A 24,399-nucleotide genomic window follows, 5' to 3' on the forward strand; every position below is an offset into this window, starting at 1 on the left:
TTTCAATCCGGAAGATTGCGAGAACGGGCGCGCGACTAGGCGATGGATGCCCAAAAAGCAAGGGAAATGCGCCCGCCAGGGGGCGGAAGTGCGAGCGGCTCAGGCCGCGCGCAAATGGCGGACAAAGCTGTTCGTTGCCGATTGCAGCGCTTCTGCCTGGCCCAGCAAGGCACCCGCTGCGCTCTTGACCTCGCCGGACAGCCTCTCAGCTGTCCCGGCACTCGCCGCAACATCACCGATCCGCTTGGCGATTTCGTCGACGCCGAGAGCGGTTTCGTCGGCACTCATCTCGATGCCGGACGCGGAATGTCGCTGCTCCTCGACAGCACTCTGAATAGCCAGCGCAGCGCCGGTAAGCTCGGAGATTGCGGAGGTTACTTGCTTGTAACTGTCTTCGGCGTGTTCGGCACCGGAAGACATTCCGCCAAGCAGCGATCCGATCTCGTCCGTGGCGGTACTGGCGCGCCTGGCGAGATCGTTGATCTCCTGTGCAACGACCGAAAAGCCCTTTCCTGCAAGGCCAGCGCGTGCGGCTTCGATCGAAGCATTGAGCGCCAGGAGATTGGTCTGTGTCGCAATCTTCGAGATGGTTTGCGTGAAGACCCCAATGTTGGTCGATCGGTCGGCCAAAGATTGTAGGGCTTGATCGCCTGCAAGCGCTCTGGAATTGGCAAGATCGGACAGGCTGCTTTGCTGCCTGGCATTGTCTGCGATCAAGGCTATCGATTGGGAAAGGTTGGCAACGCTGTTTGCAAGCGATCTCGTCGCTTGCGAGGTCTGGGTTGCGGTGCCAGCAAGCTCGGTCGCTTGCCGCCCGGTGTTCTGGGCAACGCCATCAAGCGAAGCGGCAGCCTCGTCGAGAGACGCAGCTGCGGTACTCACTGCCGAAGCAACGCCGGAAACGGAACTTTCGAACTCTGCCGCGAGGCGCAGCAGCTCTTCGCGCTGGCGCTCGGACTGTTCTTCCTTCACCGCACGGCGCCTTTCCCTCTCGGCTTCGGCTTCGGCCTCGCTCTGGGCGGCTTTTGCCAAAGCATCCTTGGCTTCCGCGGTCAGCCGGTTGCTCTCGTCACGAGCATTGCCAAGCCGTGTGAACATCTGGCGAAGACTCATGACGATATAGATCAGCGCTCCAGCCTGCAGCACCACTGCCAGCGCATGGACCAGCACGCGATCCAGACCGCCTCCATTGGCGAATACCCAGCTTGGGGCGGCGAAAGCCAGCACCAGGTGATGAACGGCAGTGAAGGCTGCCGCCACTACTATCGGGCGCCATTCGCACAGGATCGAAAGCATGGCGAGGCCGACAAAAAAGTACATATGCATGTCGATCTGCCAATCCGCGCCGCGCATGGCGTAGAGCAGGATTGCAGGCTGAGCGGCGGCAGTCAGGGCGACGGAATTCAGGGCTGCCATGTCAAAGCGCCGCTGCCATGCACAGTAGGTTGGAATGATATTCACCGCGACGCTGGCCAGCAAAGCGCTCGCGCCGGCTCCTGGCATCCAGAAGCTCATGATGGCAAGCGTGAAGGTTGTCGCCCAGCCTGCCGTGACAAGCATGACGATCCCCTTGCGTTGCAGCTCTCCGAGCTCGTTAAGCGTCATATTAAGTCTCCGGAGGTGCAACCATTCGGAATGGTAGCGAGCGCAAGTGTGGAATGATTGAAAAGCAGATCGGCGAAGGATTGGGATTTCCCGGCTACAACGAGTGAACCTTCAACGGGGCCCGGTGAGACGAGCTTCGTATCTGCCCGCAGCGTGAGCGCAGGCAATTCGCTGGCCGCACGGTCCGACAGAGGGAGGAGAAGCACTTGCCCGTTCGCGGAAGGAGCAAACAGAAGTGTGCCTACTGCAACCGCCACGATTGCGCACTGTCCGATTGTGATGGCAATCCCTCGATTGGGAGCGCTAACAAGGTTCGTTGGCATAGAGCCGCCACTAGGCAGCAATCCTTGCCGAGCAGTTAATCAAATCGATTTGCGATACTGCGGCTCTGGTCCGTCCGTAATTGTAGCGGCAGACCTGCAATGATGGCCCTTGGATTAACCCCGATTCTGGACAGGATCGTTCAACGCAAGGCTTTTGCCGCTGACTCTGCCGCTTCGATGGCGGCTGCAATGGCCTGTTCCTTGTTGAGCCTCGTGGTATCAAGGATGCGGGCATCAGGCGCAGCCCGAAGCGGAGCATCTTTGCGATTGATGTCGCGATCGTCGCGGCGGACGATGTCTTGCTCGATCTCGGCCAGCGGGATTTCGATTTCGCGCCCTGTCATCTCAAGCCAGCGGCGCATGGCGCGGGCCTCGACGCTGGCAGTGATGAACAGCTTTATGTCGGCTTCGGGCGCTATGACTGTGCCAATATCGCGCCCATCAAGCACCGCGCCGCCTGGTTGTGTGGCGAATGCGCGTTGGCGTTCATAGAGCGCCTGCCGCACGGCGGGATGGGCGGAAGCGCGGCTAGCCAATCCACCTGTCGCTTCGCTGCGCAACTCTGGATTGGACAGAAGGTCGTCCGGAAAATCGCAACCTGCGAGTGCGTCTTCTTCATTGTTCACATCGCCGCCGTTGAGTGCGCATTGATAGCCGGCGGCGCGATAAAGCAGACCGGTGTCGAGATGCGGCAAGCCGAAATGCGATGCGAGCGCCTTGGCAATGGTGCCTTTGCCTGAGGCGGTGGGGCCGTCGACGGCGATGATCATGCTGCGGCCTCTTCCAGCAGGTCCATGAAATTGGGGAAGCTGGTGCGGATCGGTGCGGTGTCATCCACCTCCACACCATCCTTTGAAGCGAGCCCTGCCACCGCCATGCTCATGGCAATGCGGTGATCGAGGTGAGTGGTGACCGGCGAAGCCGCGGTTCCGCGCAGCGGCTCGCCTCCCGTGCCTTCGATCACCAAACCGTCTTCCAGTTCTTCGACTCGTGCTCCGGCACTGGTCAGCGCGGCAGCCATGGCAGCGAGGCGATCGCTCTCCTTCACGCGAAGCTCGTCAAGCCCACTTGTCGTGGTTGTGCCCTGCGCCATCGACGCCGCGACGAAAAGGACCGGGAACTCGTCGATCATGCTTGGCGCAACCGCAGGATCGACGTCGATCCCGGTCAGGACCGAATGCCGAACACGCAGGTCCGCTACAGGCTCGCCACCGACCTCACGCCGGTCCAGCTCCTCGATATTACCGCCCATCTGGCGCAACACTTCAACCAGGCCGGCGCGGGTAGGGTTGAGGCCGACATTCTCGATTACCAGGTCGCTACCATCGATGATGAGTGCTGCGACAATAAAGAAAGCGGCGGAAGAGGGATCACCCGGCACCGTGACCTGCCGCGGCTTGAGATCGGCCTCGCCATGAATACGGATGATCCTTTCTCCATCCGCTTCCTCGACGTCAAGCTCCGCTCCGAATCCGCGTAGCATCCGTTCTGAATGGTCGCGCGTCGGTACCGGTTCGATCACAGTGGTAATGCCGGGGGTGTTGAGACCTGCAAGCAGCACCGCGCTTTTCACCTGTGCGCTCGCGACCGGCAGGCGGTATGTGATCGGCACGGCGGGCAAGGCACCGCGCATCATCAGAGGCAGCGTGCCGCCCGGCGAGGATTCGAAGCTAGCGCCCATTTGTGAGAGCGGCTCAATTACGCGGCCCATCGGTCGTTTGGACAGGCTCGCATCGCCCGTAAAGGCGACGGTGATGCCGTGGCTGGCCAGCAGGCCCATCAACAATCGGGTCGATGTCCCGCTATTGCCCATGTCCAGCGCGCCATCGGGCTGGAGCAATCCGCCGACACCCACGCCGCGGATGCGCCATTCGTCGCCGTGCTTTTCGATATGAGCGCCCATCTGGCGCATGGCCTCGGCCGTGGCCATCACGTCTTCGCCCTCGAGCAGTCCGGAGACGCGCGTTTCGCCAACAGCCAGCGCACCGAACATGATCGATCGATGGCTGATCGACTTGTCGCCCGGTACGCGGATACGACCGGTCAGCGGGGTTTTGGGCGGAAGAAATCTGTGAGCGGGCAATCGAAGTTCCGGCAAAAGAATGGATTGGGAAGGAGCGCGGCTTTTGACAGCGCCATGCCCCTATGGCAAGGCGCGCGGCGCTCTTGATTCGGGGTCTTTTGCTACCCATCAAGAAAGAGAAGATTTTGCACGGCTCGCCTGCGAGTACCGGGCCGGACCAAAGGAAATGTAAGACATGGCCAAGCCAGAATGGGGCACCAAGCGTTCCTGCCCCAAATGCGGGGAACGCTTTTACGATCTGGGCAAGGACGAACCGGTCGCCTGCATCGAGTGCGGCGAGGAATGGTATCCCGAACCCGTGCTGAAGTCGAAGCAGCCGATCCCGTTCGAGGAAGACGAGAAGAAGAAAGAGGCCGAAGCGGACTCCGATCTCGGCGGCGATGACGATCTGGAAGATCTGGCCGTCGACGATGACGAAGATTCGCCGGACAATGAAGTCGACCTCGGCGGTGACGACGATCTTGGCGTGACCAAGGGCAAGGGCGACGACGACGAAGACGATAGCTAGTTTGTGAACCTCAGACGCCGGGCGCCGGCAGCGATGCTGTCTTTGGGTCGCGCGAGCGAGGAAAACCAAGGCCGCGGACACGGCTGCCAGCGCCTGAGGCGAAAAAATAATGTTGCAAAGGGGGAGCGTGCTTTATATTGGGCGCTTCCCGCAAGGGGTGCGGCATTTGCTGCACTGCAAAATCGAGTGCTCGGGGCCTTAGCTCAGCTGGGAGAGCGCTACAATGGCATTGTAGAGGTCAGCGGTTCGATCCCGCTAGGCTCCACCACTCGATACTGAACAAAGTCGGATTTCGGTCCGGGAGTTTCCCAGAAGAAGTGGGGCCCACTTTTTCGATTAGGAAGCGACCAGATGAAGATTTTCGCACGCTGGCCGACGAGTTTTCGTCCGCCGGCGTTTTTCGCGTATTTATCGGCGTGGCTGCACGTCGGAGGAGTAATGGACACGCATGTTTGACAATCTGTCAGATCGCCTTGGCGGCGTGTTCGACCGCCTGAAAGGGCGGGGCGCGCTGAAGGAACAGGACGTTCGCGATGCGATGCGCGAAGTCCGTGTCGCGCTGCTTGAAGCTGACGTTGCGCTGCCCGTTGCGCGCCGTTTCATCGACAATGTCACCGAAAAGGCCGTGGGGCAGGACGTGTTGCGTTCGGTCACGCCAGGCCAGCAAGTCGTCAAGATCGTCCATGACGAGCTGGTCGACATGCTCGGCGGCACAGAGGTCGAAGGCCTCCAGCTCGATGCAAAGCCTCCCGTCGTCATCATGATGGTCGGCCTGCAAGGCTCCGGTAAGACGACCACAACCGCCAAGCTGGGCAAGCTCATCAAGGAGAAGCACGGCAAAAAGGCGCTGATGGCATCGCTCGACGTCAATCGCCCGGCCGCGCAGGAGCAGCTCGCTGTTCTTGGCACGCAAGTCGATGTCGCGACGCTGCCGATCGTTGCGGGTCAGCAACCGGTCGATATTGCGCGCCGCGCCTTGGAGGCTGCCAGGCTGCAGGCGGTCGATGTGCTGCTGCTCGACACCGCGGGCCGCCTGCATGTCGATGAAGCGCTGATGGCCGAGATGAAGGCCGTTGCAGGCGTATCGACACCCAAGGAAGTGCTGCTGGTTGTCGACAGCCTGACTGGCCAGGACGCAGTCAATGTCGCCCAGAGCTTCAGTGGCGAAGTGCCGCTGACTGGCGTGATTCTGACCCGAATGGACGGCGATGCGCGTGGCGGTGCCGCGCTTTCGATGCGTCACGTTACTGGCAAGCCGATCAAGTTTGCAGGCACGGGTGAGAAGCTCGACGCGATCGAAGCTTTCGATCCCAATCGTGTTGCGGGCCGCATCCTGGGCATGGGCGATGTCGTCAGCCTGGTCGAAAAGGCCGCGCAGACGATCAAGGAAGAAGATGCCGAAGCCATGGCCAAGCGCATGGCCAAGGGGCAGTTCGACCTCAACGATCTGCGTACCCAGCTTCAGCAAATGCAGAACATGGGCGGACTGGGTATGCTGGCGGGAATGTTGCCTGGCATGAAGAAAGCCAAAGCAGCGATGGCGGCAAGCAATATGGACGATAAGGTGCTCGTCCATATGGATGCGATCATCGGTTCGATGACGCCCAAGGAACGCGAAAATCCCGCGCTGATGAACGCCAAGCGCAAGCGGCGCGTGGCGGCGGGCAGCGGAACAGAGGTGCAGGAAGTCAACAAGGTGCTGAAGATGCACCAGGAGATGTCCCGCGCCATGAAACAGATCAAGAAGATGGGCGGGCTCAAGGGGCTCGGCGCCCTGTTCGGTGGAGGCGGCCTGGGTGCCGCGATGCCGGGTTTGAGTGGCCCGGGCGGCGGCCTGCCGGGGCTTGGCGGCTCAGGCGGCAAGGGGCCCTCGGTCGATCCGGACACGCTCCCGCCTGATCTTCGTGACATGCTCAACAAGAAATGATTTCAAGACTTTAAGACTGGAAAGGTAAGTACAATGGCAGTTGCAATTCGTCTCTCGCGCGGTGGCGCGAAGAAGCGTCCTTATTACCGCATCGTTGTGTCCGACACGCGCAGCCCGCGTGACGGCAAGTATCTGGAGCAGATCGGCACCTACAACCCGATGCTGCCGAAGGATTCGGGTGAGCGCGTGAAGCTCAACGAAGACCGTGCGCGTCACTGGCTGAGCGTCGGCGCCAAGCCGAGCGACCGCGTCCACCGCTTCCTCGATGCCGCCGGCATCCTGGAGCGCGCGCCGCGCAACAATCCTCAGAAGGCCGAGCCGGGCGAAGCAGCCAAGGAACGCGCCGAGGAAAAAGCTGCGAAGCTGGCCGAAGCCGAAGAAGCCGCCAAGGAAGCAGCTGAAGCACCGGCCGAGGAAGAAGCAGTAGTCGAGGAAGCAGCCGCTGAAGAAGCACCGGCTGAAGAAGCTGCTGCCGAAGAAGCACCAGCAGAAGAAGCTGCTGCTGAGGACGCAGCCGAAGAAAAGGCCGAGTAAGCCTTTCCATGTCGGACAAGCCCGTCACCCTTGCCGCCATTACCGGTGCGCATGGCGTGACGGGCGAGGTCCGGCTGAAGCTGTTGGGTGACGGGCTCGATGCCCTCAAGGCCCATACCAGCTTCAATGAAGGGGAATTGACCCTCACCAAGCTTCGCAGCGACAACAAGGGCGGGGCAATCGCGCGCTTCGACGGTGTGAACGATCGTTCTGCGGCTGAAAAGCTGCGTGGGACCACGCTCACCGTGTCCCGTTCCTCACTCCCCACACTGGATGAGGGCGAGTATTACCACGCAGACCTGATCGGCTTGGCGGTGGTTACGGACGCAGGCGAACCCGTGGGACGCGTAATCGCGGTCGAGAATTTCGGCGCGAGTGACATCATTGAAATCGAAAAAGTTCCTGCGCCAGCAAAGGGTGTGAAAACGTTCATGGTGCCCATGACCGAGCAGGCCGTGCTCGAATGGGACAGTGACCGATTGGTAATCTCGGTCAATTTCGTTGAGGACTAGCTTCTTGGATGAGTTAGTGTATTAATGCACTAAATCTCAATGTCAGAGTCGAACAACGGAACAGGACAGAGAGGCGCAAGATGATCGACAACCCGGCCACGACGCTGGCAATCTGCACAGCGACAGCGACGGTCTTTAACCTGGCAATCCTCAAGCTCTCACCCAATATCAAGGCCAGACTGCGACACTTGATAGCGGGTATAGGGCCTAGCGTGGCTACATTGGCTGCGCAAATCGGTACCAATGATAGTGTTGTCGCGACAGGTACGGACTTGCTTATTCTAGGCGGATCGGCCGTTGCGGGGCTAGCTGCAGCGATCGGTTCCACCAAATTTGTCACACCGCGACACAAGCTTCCCAAGAACTAATTGCAGGCCACTCCTATTTGAGAGGGTGAAGCTGAACCAACAGGTGCGGGACGTGCCCCATCTGCTAGCCTCACCCCCTCTACATGCCGCCGCTCATCCTGGAGGTTAGATGAGAGCGGCAACACCGCCACCAGCTTCGGCCAGGCCGAGCGTGGAAACGAAACCGACGGTGGCGAACAGCACCGCCGTAGATACGGTCGCAGCAATCCCTGCAAGAAGCGAAGGGACGAAGCTGCGAGTCCCATCATCTTCGTCATTCGCCGGGCTGAACCCGAGCAGACTTGCTTCCTGGTTCGTGAGATAAGGCCTGAGATAATCAAACAGGCTTTCTTCATCCTCAATCGGGAGCGTAGCGAACAGATCGCTGTCGCTCCTTGTTACTTGTGCTTCCAACATGGCTAATCTCCTAGTGCGTCGATGAGTGCTAGATGCACCAACCAATGCGCTGACGCCAACAAAACGGGTAGCAAATGATATAAGGGTGCCTTATAAGGTTGGGAATGAACCAGCTACCTCCCCTTACTGCGATACGCGCCTTCGAAGCTGCTGGGAGGCACGAGAATTTCTCACGCGCCGCAGAGGAACTGGGGCTGACCCAGGCCGCGATCAGCTATCAAATCCGCCAATTGGAAGACCGCGTCGGCAAACCGCTGTTCGTACGCGAGAAGGGGCGCGTTCGCCTTTCCGAAGCCGGGCAGCGCTTGTTACCTGCAGTGAGCGGTGGGTTCGCGGGTATTGCCGACGCTTTCGAGGCGCTGCGGGAGGACGATGCGGAAATCCTCTCGATCAATGCGGCCATGTCGGTCGGCGGCGCATGGCTGTCTTCGCGGATCGGGCGGTTCCAGTTGCGATACCCTGATATTGCCGTTCGACTCTCGCTTGCGAACGAGTTGGTCGATCTGACGGGTGGCCATATCGATGTCGCGGTCCGATCTGGCGCGGGGCAATGGGATGGGTTGCGATCCGATTTCCTGTTTCGCCAGCATTTCTCCCCGATCTGTACCGCCGAGTTCATTGAGCGAAACGCTATCTCCAAGCCCGAGGATCTGTTGGAGACCAACCGGCTCACGCCAAACGACGGGATCTGGAATGGCTGGTTTGCCAGTGCCGGGCTTGGTACGCCGCCGCCCTCACGGCTCGGGGTGGTGATGGACAGCCAGATGCAGGAAGCAAATGCGATCCTGGGCGGATTTGGCGTAGCAATGCTGACTCCCCTCTTCTGGCGCACCGATCTTCAGACGGGAAGGCTGGTGCAGCCATTTGAAACGCTCTACGTGCCCCGGGTCTCGCACTATCTCGTTCATCCGGCGGGCCGCGTGGGTGTCAGGAAGATCGAACGGTTTCGCGAATGGCTGTTGGAAGAACTGGCGGAAGAGCACAAATTCTCCGACCCGCAGATATGGGAACTCCCTGAATGACTTTCGCCGCCACTGTCCTGACGCTCTATCCGGAGATGTTTCCCGGGCCGCTGGGCGTAAGCCTCGCCGGGCGCGCGCTCGAACGGGGCGATTGGTCCTGCGAGACGGTCCAAATCCGCGATTTCGCGACCGACAAGCATCGCACAGTTGACGACACACCTGCAGGGGGCGGGGCAGGCATGGTGCTGAAGGCCGATGTGCTGGCAGCGGCAGTCGATAGCGTTGCAGATGGGCGCCCCATCCTTGCCATGACCCCGCGCGGAAAACCCATCAGGCAGGAGCGCATTCGCGAGCTTGCCGCGGGCCCGGGAGTTACAATCCTGTGCGGCCGTTTCGAAGGTTTTGACGAGCGGTTGTTCGAAGCGCGGCCCGAGATCGAACAGGTCAGTCTGGGCGATGTGGTCCTTTCGGGCGGAGAACCCGCGGCTTTGGCCATACTTGACGCTTGCATTCGCCTGCTTCCCGGCGTAATGGGCGCGCCCGACAGCGGAACCGAGGAGAGCTTCGAAGAAGGCCTGCTCGAATATCCGCAATATACCCGACCTCAGGAATGGGAAGGGCGCACGATCCCCGAAGTGCTGCGATCGGGGGATCATGCGAAGATCGCGGCGTGGCGCAAGCAACGCAGCGAAGAAGACACTCGGTTACGCAGGCCGGACCTTTGGGAGCGCTATAGTGGCGCTCGGGACCAGTCTGCCTCTGGCGCGCGGCGAAAAAAGAAGGACTTGGACCAGTGAACCTGATCCAGCAGATCGAAGCGGAAGAAATCGCCAAGGCGGCGAAGGACGTTCCCGAATTCCGTGCAGGCGACACCGTTCGCGTGGGCGTGAAGGTCAAGGAAGGCACGCGTGAGCGTATCCAGAACTTCGAAGGCGTGGTGATTGCCCGCTCGAACCGCAGCATCAACAGCAATTTCACCGTTCGCAAAATGAGCTTCGGCGAAGGTGTTGAGCGCGTATTCCCGCTTTACTCGCCGATCGTCGACAGCATTACCGTGGTTCGCCGCGGCGTTGTGCGCCGGGCGAAGCTCTATTACCTGCGCGGCCGTACCGGTAAACGCGCACGTATTGCGGAGCGCCGCGAGAACGTGAAGGCGGAAGGCTGAGGAATAACGATCCGAGGCAAATAGCCAAAGTTTCTCGAAGGGGCGCTCCAAGTAGATTGGGGCGCCCTTTCTCTTTGGCTGATCGAAGGCGGGACGCGCAGCAATCCATGAACCAGGCGATTGATCAAGAAGGCGACGAGCAGGCGCTCGGCTCCGGCGAAGAACCCTTGGGTCCCGGCGGGGCCTGGGCCATGGCCGTCGGTGGCATGATCGGCGGTGGGATATTCTCGACGCTGGGCGTCGTCATAACGGTTGCAGGGCATTGGACCTGGTTCAGCTTCATGCTCGGCGGTCTGTTGGCGCTGGCATCGGGCGAAAGCTATTCCGCGCTGACTCGTCAGATCGGCAAATCGGGCGGCTCCTACGCTTATCTGCGCGAATTGGGATGGAACCGGGCGGCTCTGGCGGTCGTGTGGACCCTTATCGCGGGCTACACGCTGACGGTGTCGGTCTATGCGGTCACTTTTGGCGCCTATGCCGCCAATGTCTTCCATGCGGCAACCTGGGCAAAACTATTCGCGGCGGTCGCGGCCATCGTAGTGCTCGCAGGCGTAAACCTGATGGGGGCCGCACAGGCAACCTTGCTGGAAAAGGTTGCAGTGTGGGGCAAGCTCATGATCCTCCTTGCTCTGGCCGGGATCGGCATGTGGCACTGGGCGCCGGAGCGTCTCCTGCTGCAGGCGGGTCAGCCGGTTGGGTTCGGGGCCGCGCTGGTTGGGATGGGCGTGGTGTTCATGGCCTATGAGGGCTTCCAGCTCCTCAGCTACGACTATGACGAGATGCGAGACGCCCCGCGCACGATCCGGGTGGCCATGCCCGCGGCGATCCTCGTGACGATGGCGACCTATATGATGGTGGCAGTGGGCGCGACCATGCTGGCGGGTGCGCCAGCCATTGTGCAACAAGAGGAAGTCGCGCTGGCGCTGGCAGGACGCGAGGCACTGGGTCTCGCAGGCTTCATCGCCGTTTCGATTGCAGCGACCTTCTCTGCAGGCTCCGCGATAAATGCCACAGTGTTCGCCACCGCCAGGCTGGCGGAAAGCGCGGCTCTCGACGGCGAACTGCCCGCGCTGTTCGCAAGCCGCGACGAGCGTGACGTGCCGTGGTTCGGGACGCTGGTGATCTCGGGCGTCGCTATCGTGCTAGTCTTGATTGGCAACATCGCTTCGCTGGTCGAAGGCGCGAGCCTGGTCTTCCTGCTGATCTTTGCGCTGGTGAACTGGCTGGCGGTTCATTGCCGGGCCGGCAGGCGCTGGGTCTCGATTTGCGGATTGTGCGGTTCTTTGGCCGGGGCAGTGATGCTCCTTCTCTATCTGTTAGATTTGGTGTGATTGCGTTGCGCGCAGTGGAGGGCTAACGGCCTTGCTGCGACGCAACATGCGTTTGACGAAAGGAAGTTTGAATGGGTTACCGGGTGGCGGTTGTCGGTGCGACAGGCAATGTCGGACGCGAAATGATGGCGATCCTCGCCGAGCGCGAATTCCCGTGCGACGAAGTTGCGGCGGTTGCGAGCAGTCGCTCAACTGGAACCGAGGTCGAGTTCGGCGATACGGGCAAGATGCTCAAGTGCAAGAACATCGAGCATTTCGATTTCACCGGATGGGACATCGCCCTGTTCGCCTGTGGCAGCACCGCGACCAAGGATTATGCGCCCAAGGCCGCGGCGGCAGGCTGTGTGGTGATCGACAACAGCTCGCTCTACCGCATGGAGCCCGACGTTCCGCTGATCGTGCCCGAAGTGAACCCCGATGCGATCGACGGCTATTCGAAGCGCAATATCATCGCCAACCCCAACTGCTCGACCGCGCAGCTGGTCGTGGCACTCAAGCCGCTGCACGATGCCGCGACGATCAAGCGCGTCGTCGTTTCGACCTATCAGTCGGTTTCCGGCGCTGGCAAGGCGGGCATGGACGAGCTGTTCGACCAGAGCCGCGCTATCTTCGTGGGCGACCAGGTCGAACCATCAAAGTTCACCAAGCAGATTGCCTTCAACGTGATCCCGCATATCGATGTCTTCCTCGACGATGGTTCTACCAAGGAAGAATGGAAGATGGTGGTCGAGACCAAGAAGATCCTCGATCCCAAGGTCAAACTCAGCGCCACATGCGTGCGCGTGCCGGTCTTTGTCGGCCATGCGGAAGCGGTGAATATCGAGTTCGAGAATGAGCTTTCTGCCGAACAGGCGATGGATATCCTGCGCGAGGCCCCCGGCTGCATGCTGGTCGACAAGCGCGAGGATGGCGGTTACGTCACGCCAGTCGAGTGTGCCGGCGACGGCGCAACCTATATCAGCCGTGTGCGTGAAGACCCGACGGTGGAGAATGGCCTCACGTTGTGGTGCGTCTCCGACAATTTGCGCAAGGGTGCAGCGCTCAACGCGGTACAAATCGCCGAACTCCTGGGTCGGCGGCACCTCAAGAAGGGATAATCCATGAAACGCATCGCCATCCTCCCGCTCGCAGCACTGCTTGCCTGTTCACCACAGGCCGGCGAGAACGAGGGGGAGATGGCGGTTGCTGAGCGTTCGCCCGATATCACCAAGCTGATGGTCGATCTCGGGGCCAACGGGATCACCATACCGGCACAGGACGGCGATGAGGCGAGGGTAGTTCCTTTCGGGACTGTCAGGGCCACGACCGAGGATTCGCTGGTGGCGGCGCTGGGCAACGTCAAGGACCGCCAGACCAACAAGGAATGTCCTGCGGGCCCTGTCAGTTCCACCACATTCGATGGCATCACGCTCAATTTCCAGAGCGATAAATTCGTGGGCTGGTCCGCCAGCGGCAGCGACTATGTGCCCGATCTGACCCGCGCAGAACTTTCAGGTGAGGATAACAGGCTGAAGCCTGTTGAGGACAGTAGCCTGGGTGCCGAATATTTCATCGGGGACGATGAAGATGGAACAATTTCGCTGCTGTTCGATTCCGATGACGAGGCCTCCAAGCCCAACAGCATGTGGGCTGGGGTGAATTGCATATTCCGTTAGCTTGCGCGATGCTGCGTGAATGACGCTCAGCGCCGACCTCTATTTCAGCTTTCGTTCGCCCTATAGCTACCTATCGATCGGTCGATACCGCGCGATGGCCGAGGCTTATGACCTCGAGATTGCGCTCAAGCCCGTCTATCCGTTGGCGATCCGGCAGCCGGAGTTCTTCGCCGAAGGAAACAAGCTGGCCGGGCGATATATTTTCCTCGACTCTTTCCGCAGTTCGCAGATGCTCGGGATACCAATGCGCTGGCCGCGGCCGGACCCCGTAATCCAGGACTTGACGACCCGCGTAATCGCAAAGGAGCAGCCCTATATCCATCGGCTCGTGCGGATGGGCCAGGCGGCGGCTCGCCGGGGCGTTGGGCTTGAGTTTGCGGACGAGGTATCGCGCGTGATCTGGTCGGGCGAAGTCGACGATTGGCACGAAGGTGAGCACCTGGCGGGGGCTGTCAGGCGCGCGGGACTCGATATTGCCGAGCTGGAAGCAGAAGCTGCGGCCGACGCCGAAGCTCTCGATGCCGAAATCGCTGCAAACCAGCAGGCGCTAGAGGATGCAGGCCACTGGGGTGTGCCGACGCTGGTATTCGAAGGCGAACCATTCTTCGGCCAGGACCGGATCGACATGGCGAAATGGCGAATGGAACAGAAGGGACTTGCTCCGCGTCAGTGCAATCCCGGCTAGCGGTGCCGCCTCATCAGCAGTGGCAAGGGTACCACTGCCAGCGTGACCCACATCATCATCCAGAAGTCGTCAACATAGGCCACCATGGCTGCCTGTCGCGTCACTTCACCATTCACGATGGCAAGCGCGGTTTCCCCGACAGACTGGTAGCGGTCGATTGTCGCCACATCGATCATCGAATTGCCCGCAGCGCTTGTAATGTGGCTGGCGAGATCGGCATGGCTGACCTGAATGTTCCGCGCCAATACTGCCGTAACCAGAGAGATACCTATGGACGAACCGATCGAGCGAAACAGGTTGAGCAGGCTTGATCCCTCGGTCCGCAGTTGCGGCGGAAGCGTTGCAAAGGCGACGATATTGAGCGGGATGAAGCACAGACCCATTCCCAGCCCCTGAACAATGCCGGTGCTGACGATGTGGTTTGTATCTACCTGCAAGGACCATTGCGCCATCTCCCACAGGGAAAAGGCAATAATCATGAAGCCCGCCATCACCATGACGCGCGGGTCCACTCCCTTACGCGTGAGCAGGTTAGCGACCTGCATACTCATGAATACGCCGACACCGCGCGGCATCAACACCATGCCGGTATCGATCACGCCGTAACCAAACAGGTTTTGCAACATGGGTGGCAGCAACGCCATGCTCGCCAACATGACGACGCCAAGTGCGACCATGAAGACAAGCCCTATGGTGAAATTGCGATCCTGAAATAATTTCCGGTCGAACAGCGGGTTCGCTGCCGTCACCAGATGCACCACGGCCACCCACCCCGCGGACAGAATTACCCCGGCGTAGATCCAGATCTCCCAGGAATCGAACCAATCGACCGAATGCCCGCGGTCGAGCATCATCTGCAGTGCCGCCAGGGCCAGCGCAATCATGGCAAAGCCGAACATGTCGAACCGCCGAGCCGTTTCGCGATGACCGGGCAATGTCGCGAACAACATGGCCAGCGCGATCGCGCCCAATGGTACGTTGACATAGAAGACCCAACGCCAGTTGAGATTTTCGGTTAGCCAACCTCCCGTTATCGGCCCGATGATTGGCGCGATAATTACCCCCATGCCCCATAATGCGATCATTTGCGGATGTTTGCTGGGGCGCGTGGCATTGAGCAGCGAACTTTGACTAAGCGGGGCCAGGAAAGCGCCAGCAACGCCCTGGATCGCACGGAAGATGACCATCTGCTCAAGGTTCTGCGCCATGCCGCAAGCCATCGAAGCCAGGATGAAACTGCTTACCGATGCCAGGAAGAGATTGCGCGATCCGATCCGGTTCGCCAGCCAGCCCGTTGCCGGCATAGCGATGGCCGACGCTATGATATAGCTCGTCAGCACCCAGGTGACCGTATCCACGGTCGCGCCGAGTGCCGACTGCATATGCGGGATCGCCACATTCGCAATGGTTGTGTCGAGGATCTGGATACCTGACGCGAGCAGGACGCCAACAATCAGCATCCCGGTATTCTCTACCGGATGGACAGGGACATCCTCGTCTTGTCCGGCGACTACCGCTCCGCCTCTGGGCGCATCAGGGCTGGCTGTACTTGAAGCCATGGAGCGCGAGCTACTTCTTCTCGCTGGTATAGACAGTCACTTCCGCCGAGATGCCGGCGATCAGGGGACGCGGGCTCTTCTCGTCGATAGCGATTCTCACGGGCACGCGCTGCGTCACTTTCACCCAGTTGCCGGTGGCGTTCTGTGCCGGAAGGACGGAGAACTCCGAACCCGTCCCCGCACCGATCGATGCGACATGGCCTTCTAGTTCAAGCTCGGGATAGGCGTCGAATTGGATCCTGGCCCGCTGGCCGACATTCATGTGAGCGAGATCGGTTTCCTTGAAATTGGCCTCGACATAGGACGAGCCGCTTTCGACCAGCGTGACGACGGGCAGGCCGGGGACCACCTGCTGCCCGAGTTGCAGGCGATCCGCTTGCGCGATCCGACCCGCCATTGGCGCGCGAACCTCGGTCCGCCTCAGATTGAGCTCTGCCGTTGCACGTTGAGCCTTTGCCGCCGCCACTTGCGGGTTGATACCGGGTACCGCGGCGCCCGTCGCAAGCTTGGCGCGCGCTGCTGTCTGCTTGGCCTGGGCCTGGCGCATCTGTTCCCGTGCCTGTTCGACCGCGTGCTGTGCGGCTTCATAATCGGCCTTGGTAGTAAAACCCCGGTCCCACAGGGATTGCTGCCGCTCCAAAGTCGCCAGCGCGAAGGCAATATCTTCGCGGGCAGCAGAGATGTCCACGCCCGAAAGATCTTTCGAATTCGCCAGAGCAGTGACGTTGGCCTGCGCCGTCGCAATCGCGGCATCGGCCTGTGCGATTTGCAACTTGAAGGGTTCGGGATCGATCTTGAACAGCAAATCGCCGCTTGCAACCTCGTCCCCGTCTTTGACGAATACTTCGACAATCTCGCCACCGACCTGCGAGGAAACGGAAACCTTGTCTTGCTGGACATAGGCATTGTCGGTCGATGCCTTGCCTATCTGGCTCTGCCAGTAAATCCCGCCGCCAATCAGCAGCGCCAAAGGAACAGCCAGCATGATAACCAGGCGCCGCCGCTTCCCGCCCTTTCGCTCCGGCTGATGCCTGGCCTGCGCGTCGGCCTGTTCGGCCAATTCGGTTTCCATCTGCGGGTCAACGTCAGCCATTGGTCAGTTCCATATCGCGTGCAGCGTAGAGGTTGCTCCCTATGCGATCGAGCAGACTGCCCAATAACCTCCTGTCATCCTCACTAAATCCATCGAGGACCTCCTCGAACATGTTTTCCACCTTATCCCGAAGTTGCGAAACGATGTTGTGGCTCTTCGTCGTCAGTTGAACCATTCGCGCCCGACGATCACTGGGATCGGGCTTGCGTTCGACCCAGCCAGCGTCCTCCATCCTATCGACGATCCGGGTGAGAGTGATCGGCTCGATCTCAAGCTTTTCGGCGTAGAAGGCCTGATTTTTTCCCGGTTCACGATGGAGTGAAAGGAGCAGGCGAGCCTGTGCGGCCGTCAGCCCCAGGCTGCGAACGCGATCGTCAAAAAGACGCCGCAGCAGCCGCGAGTTATCAGCCAGACGATAGCCAAGTTCATGGATCATAGCTGCGCATATAATAAGTGCACTTATAATCTGCAAGTGAAGTCTGGCAGTGGCCGGAAATCGCAGCTAGCCTGTTGAAATGACATTCTCGACCGAACACTTCACCTCCTTTGACGGCACTCGATTGGCTGTCCATACGATAGGGCAAGGGCGGACCTTCATCCTGCTCCATGGCCTCTTCTCAAGCTCTGATATGAACTGGATAAAGTGGGGTCATGCGCAGCGCATTGCCGACGCAGGCTACAAAGTGGTGATGCTCGATTTTCGTGTCCATGGAGAAAGCGACGCTCCGCAAGATCCCGCAAAATATCCGCAAAATGTGCTGGTCAGGGATGTCGTGGCGCTGATCGAACACCATGGCGCGGATGACTATGATCTGGGCGGATTCTCGCTTGGCGCACGGACGTCGCTCCACGGCGTGGCGCAGGGTGTGCTGCAACCGGCACGCTTGGTCATCGGCGGCATGGGCACGGCCGGACTTGGCGAATGGGAGAAGCGCTCCTCCTTCTTCAAACGCGTGATCGACGAATTTGACGACATCAAGCAAGGCGATCCGGCCTATTTTTCAAAACAGTTCCTGAAATCGCAAGGCGTGGACCGGACTGCCGCCCGCATGCTGCTCGAGACAATGCCGGACATGGATCTCGAGAGATTGCAGACCGTGACAATGCCTACGCTGGTAGTTTGCGGAGACGAGGACCATGACAATGGTTCGGCGCAGGATCTGGCCAACCTGCTGCCCAACGCGACCTATGTCGAAGTGCCGGGTACGCATATGAGTTCGGTTACCAAGCCTGAAATGGGCGAAGCGATCGCAAACTGGCTGACGGAGGGAGAATGATTATGGGGCGTCGATTCTGGCTATTCTGGATTGGGGGAATCCTGGCTTTCGGAGTGACGATCATCTTGGGATTGCCGCTCAACATTCCCGAAGTGCCGGGCGGCATCCTCGATCATCAGGCAGCGGCGACCGCCTCCGAAGTCGACCGGATTCAGCGTGCCTGGGCCAATGCCGGGCAAGCGGGACAGGCGCGCATAGCCATGATTTCTGACCTGTGCTTCATCGGCATATTCGGGATCGGTTCATTTCTGGGTGGATTGAAATTGTCGAGGTTGGGAGTGGGCCTGCTGCGCTTCATCGGAATTGTCGCAGTTATTTCAGCGGTGTTGTTTGTGGTCACGGACTACACCGAGACTATCTCCCAGTTCATCCAGCTCAGCGCCATGCGTGGAGACGATTCTCTTGCCGGTCTCGCCGCTACGGTCAGGCCAATCAAAATCGTTGCATTCCTCGTCACATTCTTCGCGGTCCTGCTGGGCTTGATCCTGAAGCGCCGGGTTCGCCCAACCGCTTGATTCCCGCAGCCCGCCGGTCCAAACCGGTAACGAAAGAAACCGAATATCTCTCACAGGGGAACCCGCATATGAAAATCGCTCCCGTCGCTCTTGCAGCGCTCGCCGCATCGCTTGGTGCCTGCACGACCATGCAGAATACCGCAGTCGAGACTGTGGCAGCGGCTGAGCAGCAGCAAACCGACCCCTATCCGCTGACGCCGCAGGGTGCAGCCGATTGGGTAGCGATGGTCGAGAAGGATCTTTTCGGATTCTCGGTCGAGTTCAGCCGCATTGCGTGGATCAATGCGACTTACATCATGCACGACAGCGATGCGCTTGCGGCGAAATATGGCGCCACGGCAACAGAAAAGGCGGTCGCATATGCCACCGAAGCGGCGCGGTATGCAGAGGTCGAGGGCCTCGATCCCGACGTTGCCCGAAAGCTCGATATCCTGCGCAACGGCATTGTGATGCCCGCGCCCGCGCGTGACGGCGCGGCAACCGAGCTGAACGAGATCGCAACCCGCCTGGGCTCTGCCTATGGCAAGGGCCGCGGGACGCTCAATGGCAAGGAGATCAACGGTTCCGACATCGAGGCGGAGATGGGCAATCTTGACCACACACCCGCTGAATATGCGGAAATGTGGTCGAGCTGGCACGATAATGTCGGCGCTCCCATGCGCGAGGATTACACGCGCATGATTTCCATCGCCAACGAAGGTGCGAAGGAGCTGGGATTCGCCGATCTCGGTTCAATGTGGCGTTCGAATTATGACATGGACCCTGACCAGTTCGCCGAAGAGACGGAGCGTATGTGGCAGGAAGTGAAGCCGCTCTATGTCGCGCTCCACACCTATGTCCGGTCGAAGCTGAACGAGAAATATGGCGACGAAGTCCAGTCCGCGACCGGCCCGATCCGTGCTGACCTGCTCGGCAACATGTGGGCACAGGAATGGGGCAATATCTACCCGCTGGTCGCGCCCGAAGGGGCGGGCGATATCGGTTACGACCTGACCGATCTGATCGAGAAGAAGGGTCTCTCCGAAACCGACATGGTCAAGGTGGGCGAACAGTTCTTCTCCTCGCTTGGCTTTGCGCCGCTTCCAGAAACATTCTGGGAGCGTAGCCAGTTTGTGAAACCGCGCGATCGGGAGGTGGTGTGCCATGCCAGCGCGTGGGATATCGACAATGTCGACGATCTGCGGATCAAGATGTGCATCAAACCCAATGCAGATGACTTCACGACGATCCACCACGAGCTGGGCCATAACTACTACCAGCGCGCCTATAACGAGAAGCCATTCCTCTATCTTAGCGGCGCAAATGATGGCTTCCACGAAGCGATCGGAGACATGATCGCGCTGTCGATCACGCCCGAATACCTGGTTCAGATCGACATGCTCGATAAGAAGGACGTGCCGAGCGCCAACAAGGATATCGGTCTGCTGCTGCGGCAGGCGATGGACAAGGTTGCCTTCCTGCCATTTGGTCTGATGGTCGATCGCTATCGCTGGAGCTTGTTCGACGAATCGGTCGCGCCCGAGGACTATAACGAGCAGTGGACGACGCTTCGCTATCAGTATCAGGGAATCGTCCCGCCGGTTCCGCGCGGACCCGACGCCTTCGATCCCGGCGCGAAGTATCACGTGCCCGGCAATGTTCCCTACACGCGCTATTTCCTCGCGCGTATCCTGCAGTTCCAGTTCTTCAAGGCCGCCTGCGACCAGGCGGGCTGGAAGGGTCCGCTTCACCGCTGCTCGTTCTACGGCAACAAGGAAGTGGGCAAGAACCTCAACGCCATGCTTGCGATGGGCGCCAGCAAGCCCTGGCCCGATGCGCTTGAGGCCTTCACGGGAGAGCGGCAGATGAGCGGCAAGGCGATGGTCGAATATTTCGCTCCGTTGAAGGCCTGGCTCGATGAGCAGAACAAGGGCAAACCGCAGGGATGGTAAGATACATGAGTGGGAAATCGATTTCCGGCGCACTGACGCTGGCTTTGGCGCTGTCTGCGGCCATTCCGGCTTCAGCGATGGACCAGGACGAAACCGAACTGGTCAGCGCAAACGATCCGGCAAATCTGGTGAAGGTGCTGGATCAGGCCGGTTACGAGGTCACACTGGGCAAGGACAAGATTGGCGATCCGGAAATCACGATCGATTTTCTCGGTTGGGACGGCTCGATCCAGTTCTATGATTGCGACGAGGAAACGCATGAAGGCTGCGAATCGCTCAGGCTGATAGTGGGGTTTGACCGCAAGGATCCGATGCCACCAGAACTTGCGCTCGACATCGTCAAGGAATGGCGTTTTGCGAGTATTTCGCTGGACGATGATGGCGATCCCTGGGTTTCCTGGGACATCCAGATGGATCGGGGAATGTCGCGCTTCGATTTCATTTCGGCGATGCGCCGGTTCTCGGAGAATCTGGACAATATATCAGTGACCGTCTTCGAGGCAGAGCAAGCCGATGACGAGGCAAAAGACAGGGACTAGGGCGTTGGAGAACGTCGGTTGGCGAGAGTTGGTGTCGTTGCCAGACCTCGCCGATGTCCGCATCCCTGCCAAGATCGATACGGGAGCGCGAACCTCTTCGCTTCACGCATCCGAAGTCGAGCGTTTCGACAGAGATGGCCGCCGTTGGGTGCGCTTTCTGCTCGACCTCGGGGGCGGGGACGGCGCTCCCGCCGTTTGCGAATGCCCGCGCGTGGACCGTCGCACGATCACCAGTTCCAACGGCGAAGCGCAGGAAAGGCTCATCATCAAGACCAGGCTGTCGATCGGTGAACACCAATTTCGGGCCGAATTCAGCCTGGCTGACAGATCTGACATGAAATTTCCCATTCTGATCGGTAGGACAGCGCTGCGCAGCCGCTTCATGGTCGATTCGGGGCGTTCATACCTGCAGTCGAACCGCGAAGAGCGCCGCCGCCTGCTCGGTCAGGGAACTCAAGAATGAAGATCGCGATGCTCGCACGGAATGCGAAGCTCTATTCGCACCAGCGCCTGGTCGAAGCGGCAGAGGCGAGGGGGCACACGCTTGATATCCTAAACACGCTGCGATGCACCGTGAACATCGCCAGCCATCGCCCAACCATCAGCTATGAAGGGCAGACGCTGAAGGGTTATGACGCCGTCATCCCGCGCATCGGCGCTTCCATCACGAACTATGGCCTCGCCGTGCTGCGGCAATTCGAAATGGGCGGGGTCTGGCCGCTGAATGAAAGCGTCGCCATCGTGCGCAGCAGAGACAAGCTCAGGAGCATGCAGATCCTGGCCAAGCATGGCATCGGCCTGCCGCTCACCGCCTATGCCAACGACCCGAAACAGGCCGAGGAGCTGATCAAGGCGGTCAACGGCCCTCCCGTGGTTATCAAGCTGCTCGAAGGAACGCAGGGCATCGGCGTGGTTCTGGCCGAGACGACTTCGAGCGCGAAGTCAGTCATCGAGGCGTTTCGTGGCGCCAATGTGAATATCCTGGTGCAGGAGTTCATCAAGGAAGCCGGCGGGACGGATATTCGCGCTCTGGTGGTCGGCGGAAAGGTTGTGGCCGCCATGCAGCGTACCGGCGCGCCGGACGATTTCCGCAGCAATCTGCATCGCGGGGGCAGCGCTCAACTCGTCAAGATCACGCCTGAAGAACGCTCAACTGCCGTGCGCGCGGCAAAGCGCATGGGCCTCAACGTCTGCGGTGTCGACATGCTGCGCAGCAATCACGGCCCGGTGATCATGGAGGTCAACAGCTCACCCGGCCTTGAAGGCATAGAGAAGGCGACCGGCAAGGACGTGGCCGGAATGATCATCAAGTTCATCGAAGACAATGCCAGGGCGGGCAAGACGCGTACCAAGGGGAAGGGGTAATAACTGCCGCCCTGTGCGAAGTCTGTCCGAAGTTAGAACGCCATCTCCTGATCGACCAGGAACGCCTGCGCGGTGTCGACCCTTACGCCGTCTTCCGCCATGGCTTTCCTGTTCCGTTCGGAATTGAAGGCCTCGAGGGCGGTCGCTCCATCATCGACATCCTCGATGACAACAACTCTGTCGCCGCTCGACTTGCCGAAAAAGACGGGGCTGTGAATGCCGCTCTGGTCCCTCAGTTCGCGAAACAGATCCTTGTGCGACTTGAAGCCTTGTTCCCACCGGGCCTGGTCGTCCACCTCTGCAATTACCACCAGCCTTGTCATGGTCTCTCTCCCATTGGAAAGGACTCCCATCCAAGAGGACAGCATATCACGCGCGCGATGCTCATGCGACGATTCCGCCCTTGTTGGTAAGAACATTGCAACTTCCTGAGCGGCCCCAGTTTGAATAGGTCACGCAGTGGAAATTGCTGGGGTGCCGAATGATGCGAGATTCCAACCAGCCAATTCAGGGAGTGCGGGATCAACGCTCCGCGGTCCGAGTCGAATTCGGGACCAGACTTGCCTTAGCGATTACCGGAACGGCGGTTCGTTGAAGGCGCGCAGTTTGCGGCTGTGCAGCCGGTCACCTTCGTCGCGCAGCTTGCGGCATGCGACGATGCCCATTTGAAGGTGGGCCGCAATTGCCTCTTCATAAAACTGGTTCGCCTGTCCTGGCAGTTTGATCTCGCCATGGAGCGGCTTGTCGCTGACGCATAGCAGCGTCCCATAGGGCACGCGGAAGCGATAGCCCTGCGCCGCGATGGTCGCGCTTTCCATCTCGATCGCGATGGCGCGGCTTTGCGAAAAGCGCTTGGCCGAACTCGAATAGAGCAGTTCCCAGTTCCGGTCATCGGTAGTGACGACGGTTCCCGTGCGCATGCGCTGCTTCAGATTGGCGCCCTGCGTGCCGGACACTTCCTCCGCAGCACCGGCCAGCGCCTGCTGGACCTCGGCGATGGGCGGGATGGGGATTTCCGGTGGGAGCACGCTGTCGAGCACATGATCGTCGCGCAAATAAGCATGCGCGAGCACGAAATCGCCGATCTTCTGGCTCGAGCGCAGTCCGCCGCAATGGCCTATCATCAGCCAGCTATGCGGCCGCAGGACCGCAAGGTGATCGCAGATGGTCTTCGCATTGGACGGCCCGACGCCAATATTGACCAGCGTAATACCCGAACGATCCTCACGTACCAGGTGATAGGCGGGCATCTGGTGCCGACGCCAGGCTGTGTCGGATAGCTGCGCGCGGGCATTCTCGACCGAGCCGTTGATCTCGAGGCCGCCAGCACCGGTCAGCCCAGTGAATCCGTCATTGCCAATCTGGCCCGCTGCCCAATCCACGAATTCATCAACATATCGGTGATAGTTGGTGAATAGGATGAAGTTCTGGAAGTCTTCCGTCCTGGTGCCGGTGTAATGGGCCAGACGCGCGAGCGAATAGTCGGTCCTCAGCCCGTCGAACAGTGAGAGCGGCATATCGATTTCGGGCACATCGAGTTCGTGCCCGTCCGCAAGCTCATCACCGATAAGCGCAAGATCGGTTGCCGGGAAATGTTCGGCCAGCTCCTGTGGGGAGATTCCGACCATGGCGGCCCCGGCTTCGCCATCAAGGACATAGGGGAATGGGATTTCCTGCCGTGAAGGCACAACCTCCATCCTCACTTCATAGTCGCGCGTGATTAGCTCGAGCTGTTCCTTGAGATAGCGTTCAAACAGCGCCGGTCGCGTGATTGTTGTCGCGTAGGTCCCCTGCTGCTCCAACCGGCCAAAAGCGCGCGATATGTCGGAAGGTTCTCCCTTCCCACCAAAAATCAGCCTCAGCTCGGGATAGGCATAGCTGCCATCGGTACGTTTGCGGGCCGGGGGCAGAGTGCCACTGGCGGCATAGGCGAGAATATCCTCGCGCAGAGTGGAAACGGCCGTGTCGTAAACCCGGTTCAGGTCTTCAATAATGTTGGAAAAGGTCTGCATGGAAGGCGTCTAACGCCTTTGCGCGACATTTCAAGAATTGCGCTCGATCTTCTG

General features: G+C 59.9%; 26 protein-coding genes and 1 tRNA gene. 18 read left to right on the plus strand and 9 right to left on the minus strand.

Translation table 11 applies throughout. From position 1 onward, the window contains the following. Positions 1-99: 99 nt before the first annotated feature. The 3 genes from ACQY6C_RS07805 to aroA form a co-directional block, all read right to left on the minus strand. Positions 100-1,605 (minus strand): methyl-accepting chemotaxis protein, encoded by a 1,506-nt coding sequence (locus ACQY6C_RS07805; protein ID WP_427967139.1) that lies wholly within the window; start codon positions 1,603-1,605, stop codon positions 100-102. 463 nt (positions 1,606-2,068) lie between these two features. Then, positions 2,069-2,698 (minus strand): (d)CMP kinase, encoded by a 630-nt coding sequence (locus ACQY6C_RS07810; protein WP_427967142.1) that lies wholly within the window; start codon positions 2,696-2,698, stop codon positions 2,069-2,071. After that, the gene (gene aroA / locus ACQY6C_RS07815) at positions 2,695-4,011 is read right to left on the minus strand and encodes a 3-phosphoshikimate 1-carboxyvinyltransferase (RefSeq protein ID WP_427967145.1); all 1,317 of its coding nucleotides are present in this window, start codon (positions 4,009-4,011) and stop codon (positions 2,695-2,697) included. The genes ACQY6C_RS07810 and aroA overlap by 4 nt, the downstream gene beginning before the upstream one ends. A 175-nt stretch (positions 4,012-4,186) precedes the next feature. On the opposite strand from aroA, the gene ACQY6C_RS07820 reads away from it, so the two are divergent. From ACQY6C_RS07820 to rimM, 5 genes are all read left to right on the plus strand, one after another. Next, the gene (locus ACQY6C_RS07820) at positions 4,187-4,519 is read left to right on the plus strand and encodes a TIGR02300 family protein (RefSeq protein WP_427967147.1); all 333 of its coding nucleotides are present in this window, start codon (positions 4,187-4,189) and stop codon (positions 4,517-4,519) included. A gap of 192 nt (positions 4,520-4,711) precedes the next feature. Beyond that, a tRNA-Ala gene (locus tag ACQY6C_RS07825) sits at positions 4,712-4,787 on the plus strand. Positions 4,788-4,967: 180 nt separating this feature from the next. After that, the gene (ffh, locus tag ACQY6C_RS07830; RefSeq protein WP_427967150.1) at positions 4,968-6,446 is read left to right on the plus strand and encodes a signal recognition particle protein; all 1,479 of its coding nucleotides are present in this window, start codon (positions 4,968-4,970) and stop codon (positions 6,444-6,446) included. A gap of 33 nt (positions 6,447-6,479) precedes the next feature. Continuing rightward, a complete protein-coding gene (gene rpsP, locus ACQY6C_RS07835) occupies positions 6,480-6,980 on the plus strand; it encodes a 30S ribosomal protein S16 (RefSeq protein ID WP_427967153.1) in 501 nt (166 codons plus the stop codon). Between the two features lie 8 nt (positions 6,981-6,988). Beyond that, positions 6,989-7,492 carry a ribosome maturation factor RimM gene (rimM, locus tag ACQY6C_RS07840; RefSeq protein WP_427967156.1) on the plus strand — a complete coding sequence of 168 codons (504 nt, stop codon included), beginning with the start codon at positions 6,989-6,991 and terminating at the stop codon, positions 7,490-7,492. Positions 7,493-7,965: 473 nt separating this feature from the next. Here the strand turns inward: rimM and ACQY6C_RS07845 are convergent, their stop codons facing one another. Beyond that, the gene (locus ACQY6C_RS07845) at positions 7,966-8,256 is read right to left on the minus strand and encodes a hypothetical protein (RefSeq protein WP_427967159.1); all 291 of its coding nucleotides are present in this window, start codon (positions 8,254-8,256) and stop codon (positions 7,966-7,968) included. A gap of 104 nt (positions 8,257-8,360) precedes the next feature. On the opposite strand from ACQY6C_RS07845, the gene ACQY6C_RS07850 reads away from it, so the two are divergent. The 7 genes from ACQY6C_RS07850 (at position 8,361) to ACQY6C_RS07880 (ending at position 14,054) form a co-directional block, all read left to right on the plus strand. Then, entirely contained in the window at positions 8,361-9,278 is a 918-nt protein-coding gene (locus tag ACQY6C_RS07850; RefSeq protein ID WP_427967162.1) for a LysR substrate-binding domain-containing protein, read from the plus strand. Next, the gene (trmD, locus tag ACQY6C_RS07855; RefSeq protein WP_427967165.1) at positions 9,275-10,015 is read left to right on the plus strand and encodes a tRNA (guanosine(37)-N1)-methyltransferase TrmD; all 741 of its coding nucleotides are present in this window, start codon (positions 9,275-9,277) and stop codon (positions 10,013-10,015) included. Before ACQY6C_RS07850 ends, trmD begins: the two co-directional genes overlap by 4 nt. Next, positions 10,012-10,383: a 50S ribosomal protein L19 gene (rplS, locus tag ACQY6C_RS07860; RefSeq protein WP_427967168.1), complete on the plus strand. Its 372-nt coding sequence runs from the start codon at positions 10,012-10,014 to the stop codon at positions 10,381-10,383. The genes trmD and rplS overlap by 4 nt, the downstream gene beginning before the upstream one ends. 107 nt (positions 10,384-10,490) lie before the next feature. Then, complete coding sequence (locus tag ACQY6C_RS07865; RefSeq protein WP_427967171.1) at positions 10,491-11,714, plus strand: APC family permease; 1,224 nt, start codon at positions 10,491-10,493, stop codon at positions 11,712-11,714. A 71-nt stretch (positions 11,715-11,785) separates the two neighbouring features. Further along, positions 11,786-12,811 (plus strand): aspartate-semialdehyde dehydrogenase, encoded by a 1,026-nt coding sequence (locus ACQY6C_RS07870; protein WP_427967173.1) that lies wholly within the window; start codon positions 11,786-11,788, stop codon positions 12,809-12,811. Positions 12,812-12,814: 3 nt separating this feature from the next. Continuing rightward, positions 12,815-13,369, plus strand: a complete 555-nt coding sequence (locus ACQY6C_RS07875) for a hypothetical protein (RefSeq protein ID WP_427967176.1) — start codon at positions 12,815-12,817, stop codon at positions 13,367-13,369. A gap of 19 nt (positions 13,370-13,388) precedes the next feature. Further along, a complete protein-coding gene (locus ACQY6C_RS07880) occupies positions 13,389-14,054 on the plus strand; it encodes a 2-hydroxychromene-2-carboxylate isomerase (RefSeq protein WP_427967179.1) in 666 nt (221 codons plus the stop codon). Here the strand turns inward: ACQY6C_RS07880 and ACQY6C_RS07885 are convergent. From ACQY6C_RS07885 to ACQY6C_RS07895, 3 genes are read right to left on the minus strand one after another with little or no spacing between them, the layout of a single operon-like run. Beyond that, entirely contained in the window at positions 14,051-15,613 is a 1,563-nt protein-coding gene (locus ACQY6C_RS07885; protein ID WP_427967181.1) for a DHA2 family efflux MFS transporter permease subunit, read from the minus strand. The two genes, ACQY6C_RS07880 and ACQY6C_RS07885, sit on opposite strands and share 4 nt — an antisense overlap. Before the next feature lie 10 nt (positions 15,614-15,623). Then, entirely contained in the window at positions 15,624-16,706 is a 1,083-nt protein-coding gene (locus ACQY6C_RS07890; RefSeq protein WP_427967184.1) for an HlyD family secretion protein, read from the minus strand. Continuing rightward, complete coding sequence (locus tag ACQY6C_RS07895) at positions 16,699-17,142, minus strand: MarR family winged helix-turn-helix transcriptional regulator (protein ID WP_427967186.1); 444 nt, start codon at positions 17,140-17,142, stop codon at positions 16,699-16,701. The genes ACQY6C_RS07890 and ACQY6C_RS07895 overlap by 8 nt, the downstream gene beginning before the upstream one ends. A gap of 79 nt (positions 17,143-17,221) precedes the next feature. On the opposite strand from ACQY6C_RS07895, the gene ACQY6C_RS07900 reads away from it, so the two are divergent. The 6 genes from ACQY6C_RS07900 to rimK all read left to right on the plus strand — a co-directional run bounded on the left by ACQY6C_RS07900 (position 17,222) and on the right by rimK (position 22,333). Further along, complete coding sequence (locus tag ACQY6C_RS07900; RefSeq protein ID WP_427967188.1) at positions 17,222-17,983, plus strand: alpha/beta fold hydrolase; 762 nt, start codon at positions 17,222-17,224, stop codon at positions 17,981-17,983. A 53-nt stretch (positions 17,984-18,036) separates the two neighbouring features. Further along, positions 18,037-18,498: a hypothetical protein gene (locus ACQY6C_RS07905; RefSeq protein WP_427967191.1), complete on the plus strand. Its 462-nt coding sequence runs from the start codon at positions 18,037-18,039 to the stop codon at positions 18,496-18,498. 68 nt (positions 18,499-18,566) lie between these two features. Further along, complete coding sequence (locus ACQY6C_RS07910; protein ID WP_427967194.1) at positions 18,567-20,429, plus strand: M2 family metallopeptidase; 1,863 nt, start codon at positions 18,567-18,569, stop codon at positions 20,427-20,429. 5 nt (positions 20,430-20,434) lie between these two features. Next, positions 20,435-20,968, plus strand: a complete 534-nt coding sequence (locus ACQY6C_RS07915; protein ID WP_427967197.1) for a YbjN domain-containing protein — start codon at positions 20,435-20,437, stop codon at positions 20,966-20,968. After that, complete coding sequence (locus ACQY6C_RS07920; RefSeq protein WP_427967199.1) at positions 20,943-21,431, plus strand: ATP-dependent zinc protease family protein; 489 nt, start codon at positions 20,943-20,945, stop codon at positions 21,429-21,431. Before ACQY6C_RS07915 ends, ACQY6C_RS07920 begins: the two co-directional genes overlap by 26 nt. Beyond that, positions 21,428-22,333 (plus strand): 30S ribosomal protein S6--L-glutamate ligase, encoded by a 906-nt coding sequence (gene rimK / locus ACQY6C_RS07925; protein ID WP_427967202.1) that lies wholly within the window; start codon positions 21,428-21,430, stop codon positions 22,331-22,333. The genes ACQY6C_RS07920 and rimK overlap by 4 nt, the downstream gene beginning before the upstream one ends. Before the next feature lie 32 nt (positions 22,334-22,365). Here the strand turns inward: rimK and ACQY6C_RS07930 are convergent, their stop codons facing one another. Continuing rightward, positions 22,366-22,656, minus strand: a complete 291-nt coding sequence (locus ACQY6C_RS07930) for a hypothetical protein (protein ID WP_427967205.1) — start codon at positions 22,654-22,656, stop codon at positions 22,366-22,368. A gap of 249 nt (positions 22,657-22,905) precedes the next feature. Further along, a complete protein-coding gene (locus ACQY6C_RS07935; protein ID WP_427967208.1) occupies positions 22,906-24,345 on the minus strand; it encodes an AMP nucleosidase in 1,440 nt (479 codons plus the stop codon). Positions 24,346-24,399: the final 54 nt, after the last annotated feature.

The sequence above is a fragment of the Altererythrobacter sp. genome, assembly GCF_050299635.1.
Taxonomy (GTDB): Bacteria; Pseudomonadota; Alphaproteobacteria; order Sphingomonadales; family Sphingomonadaceae; genus Erythrobacter.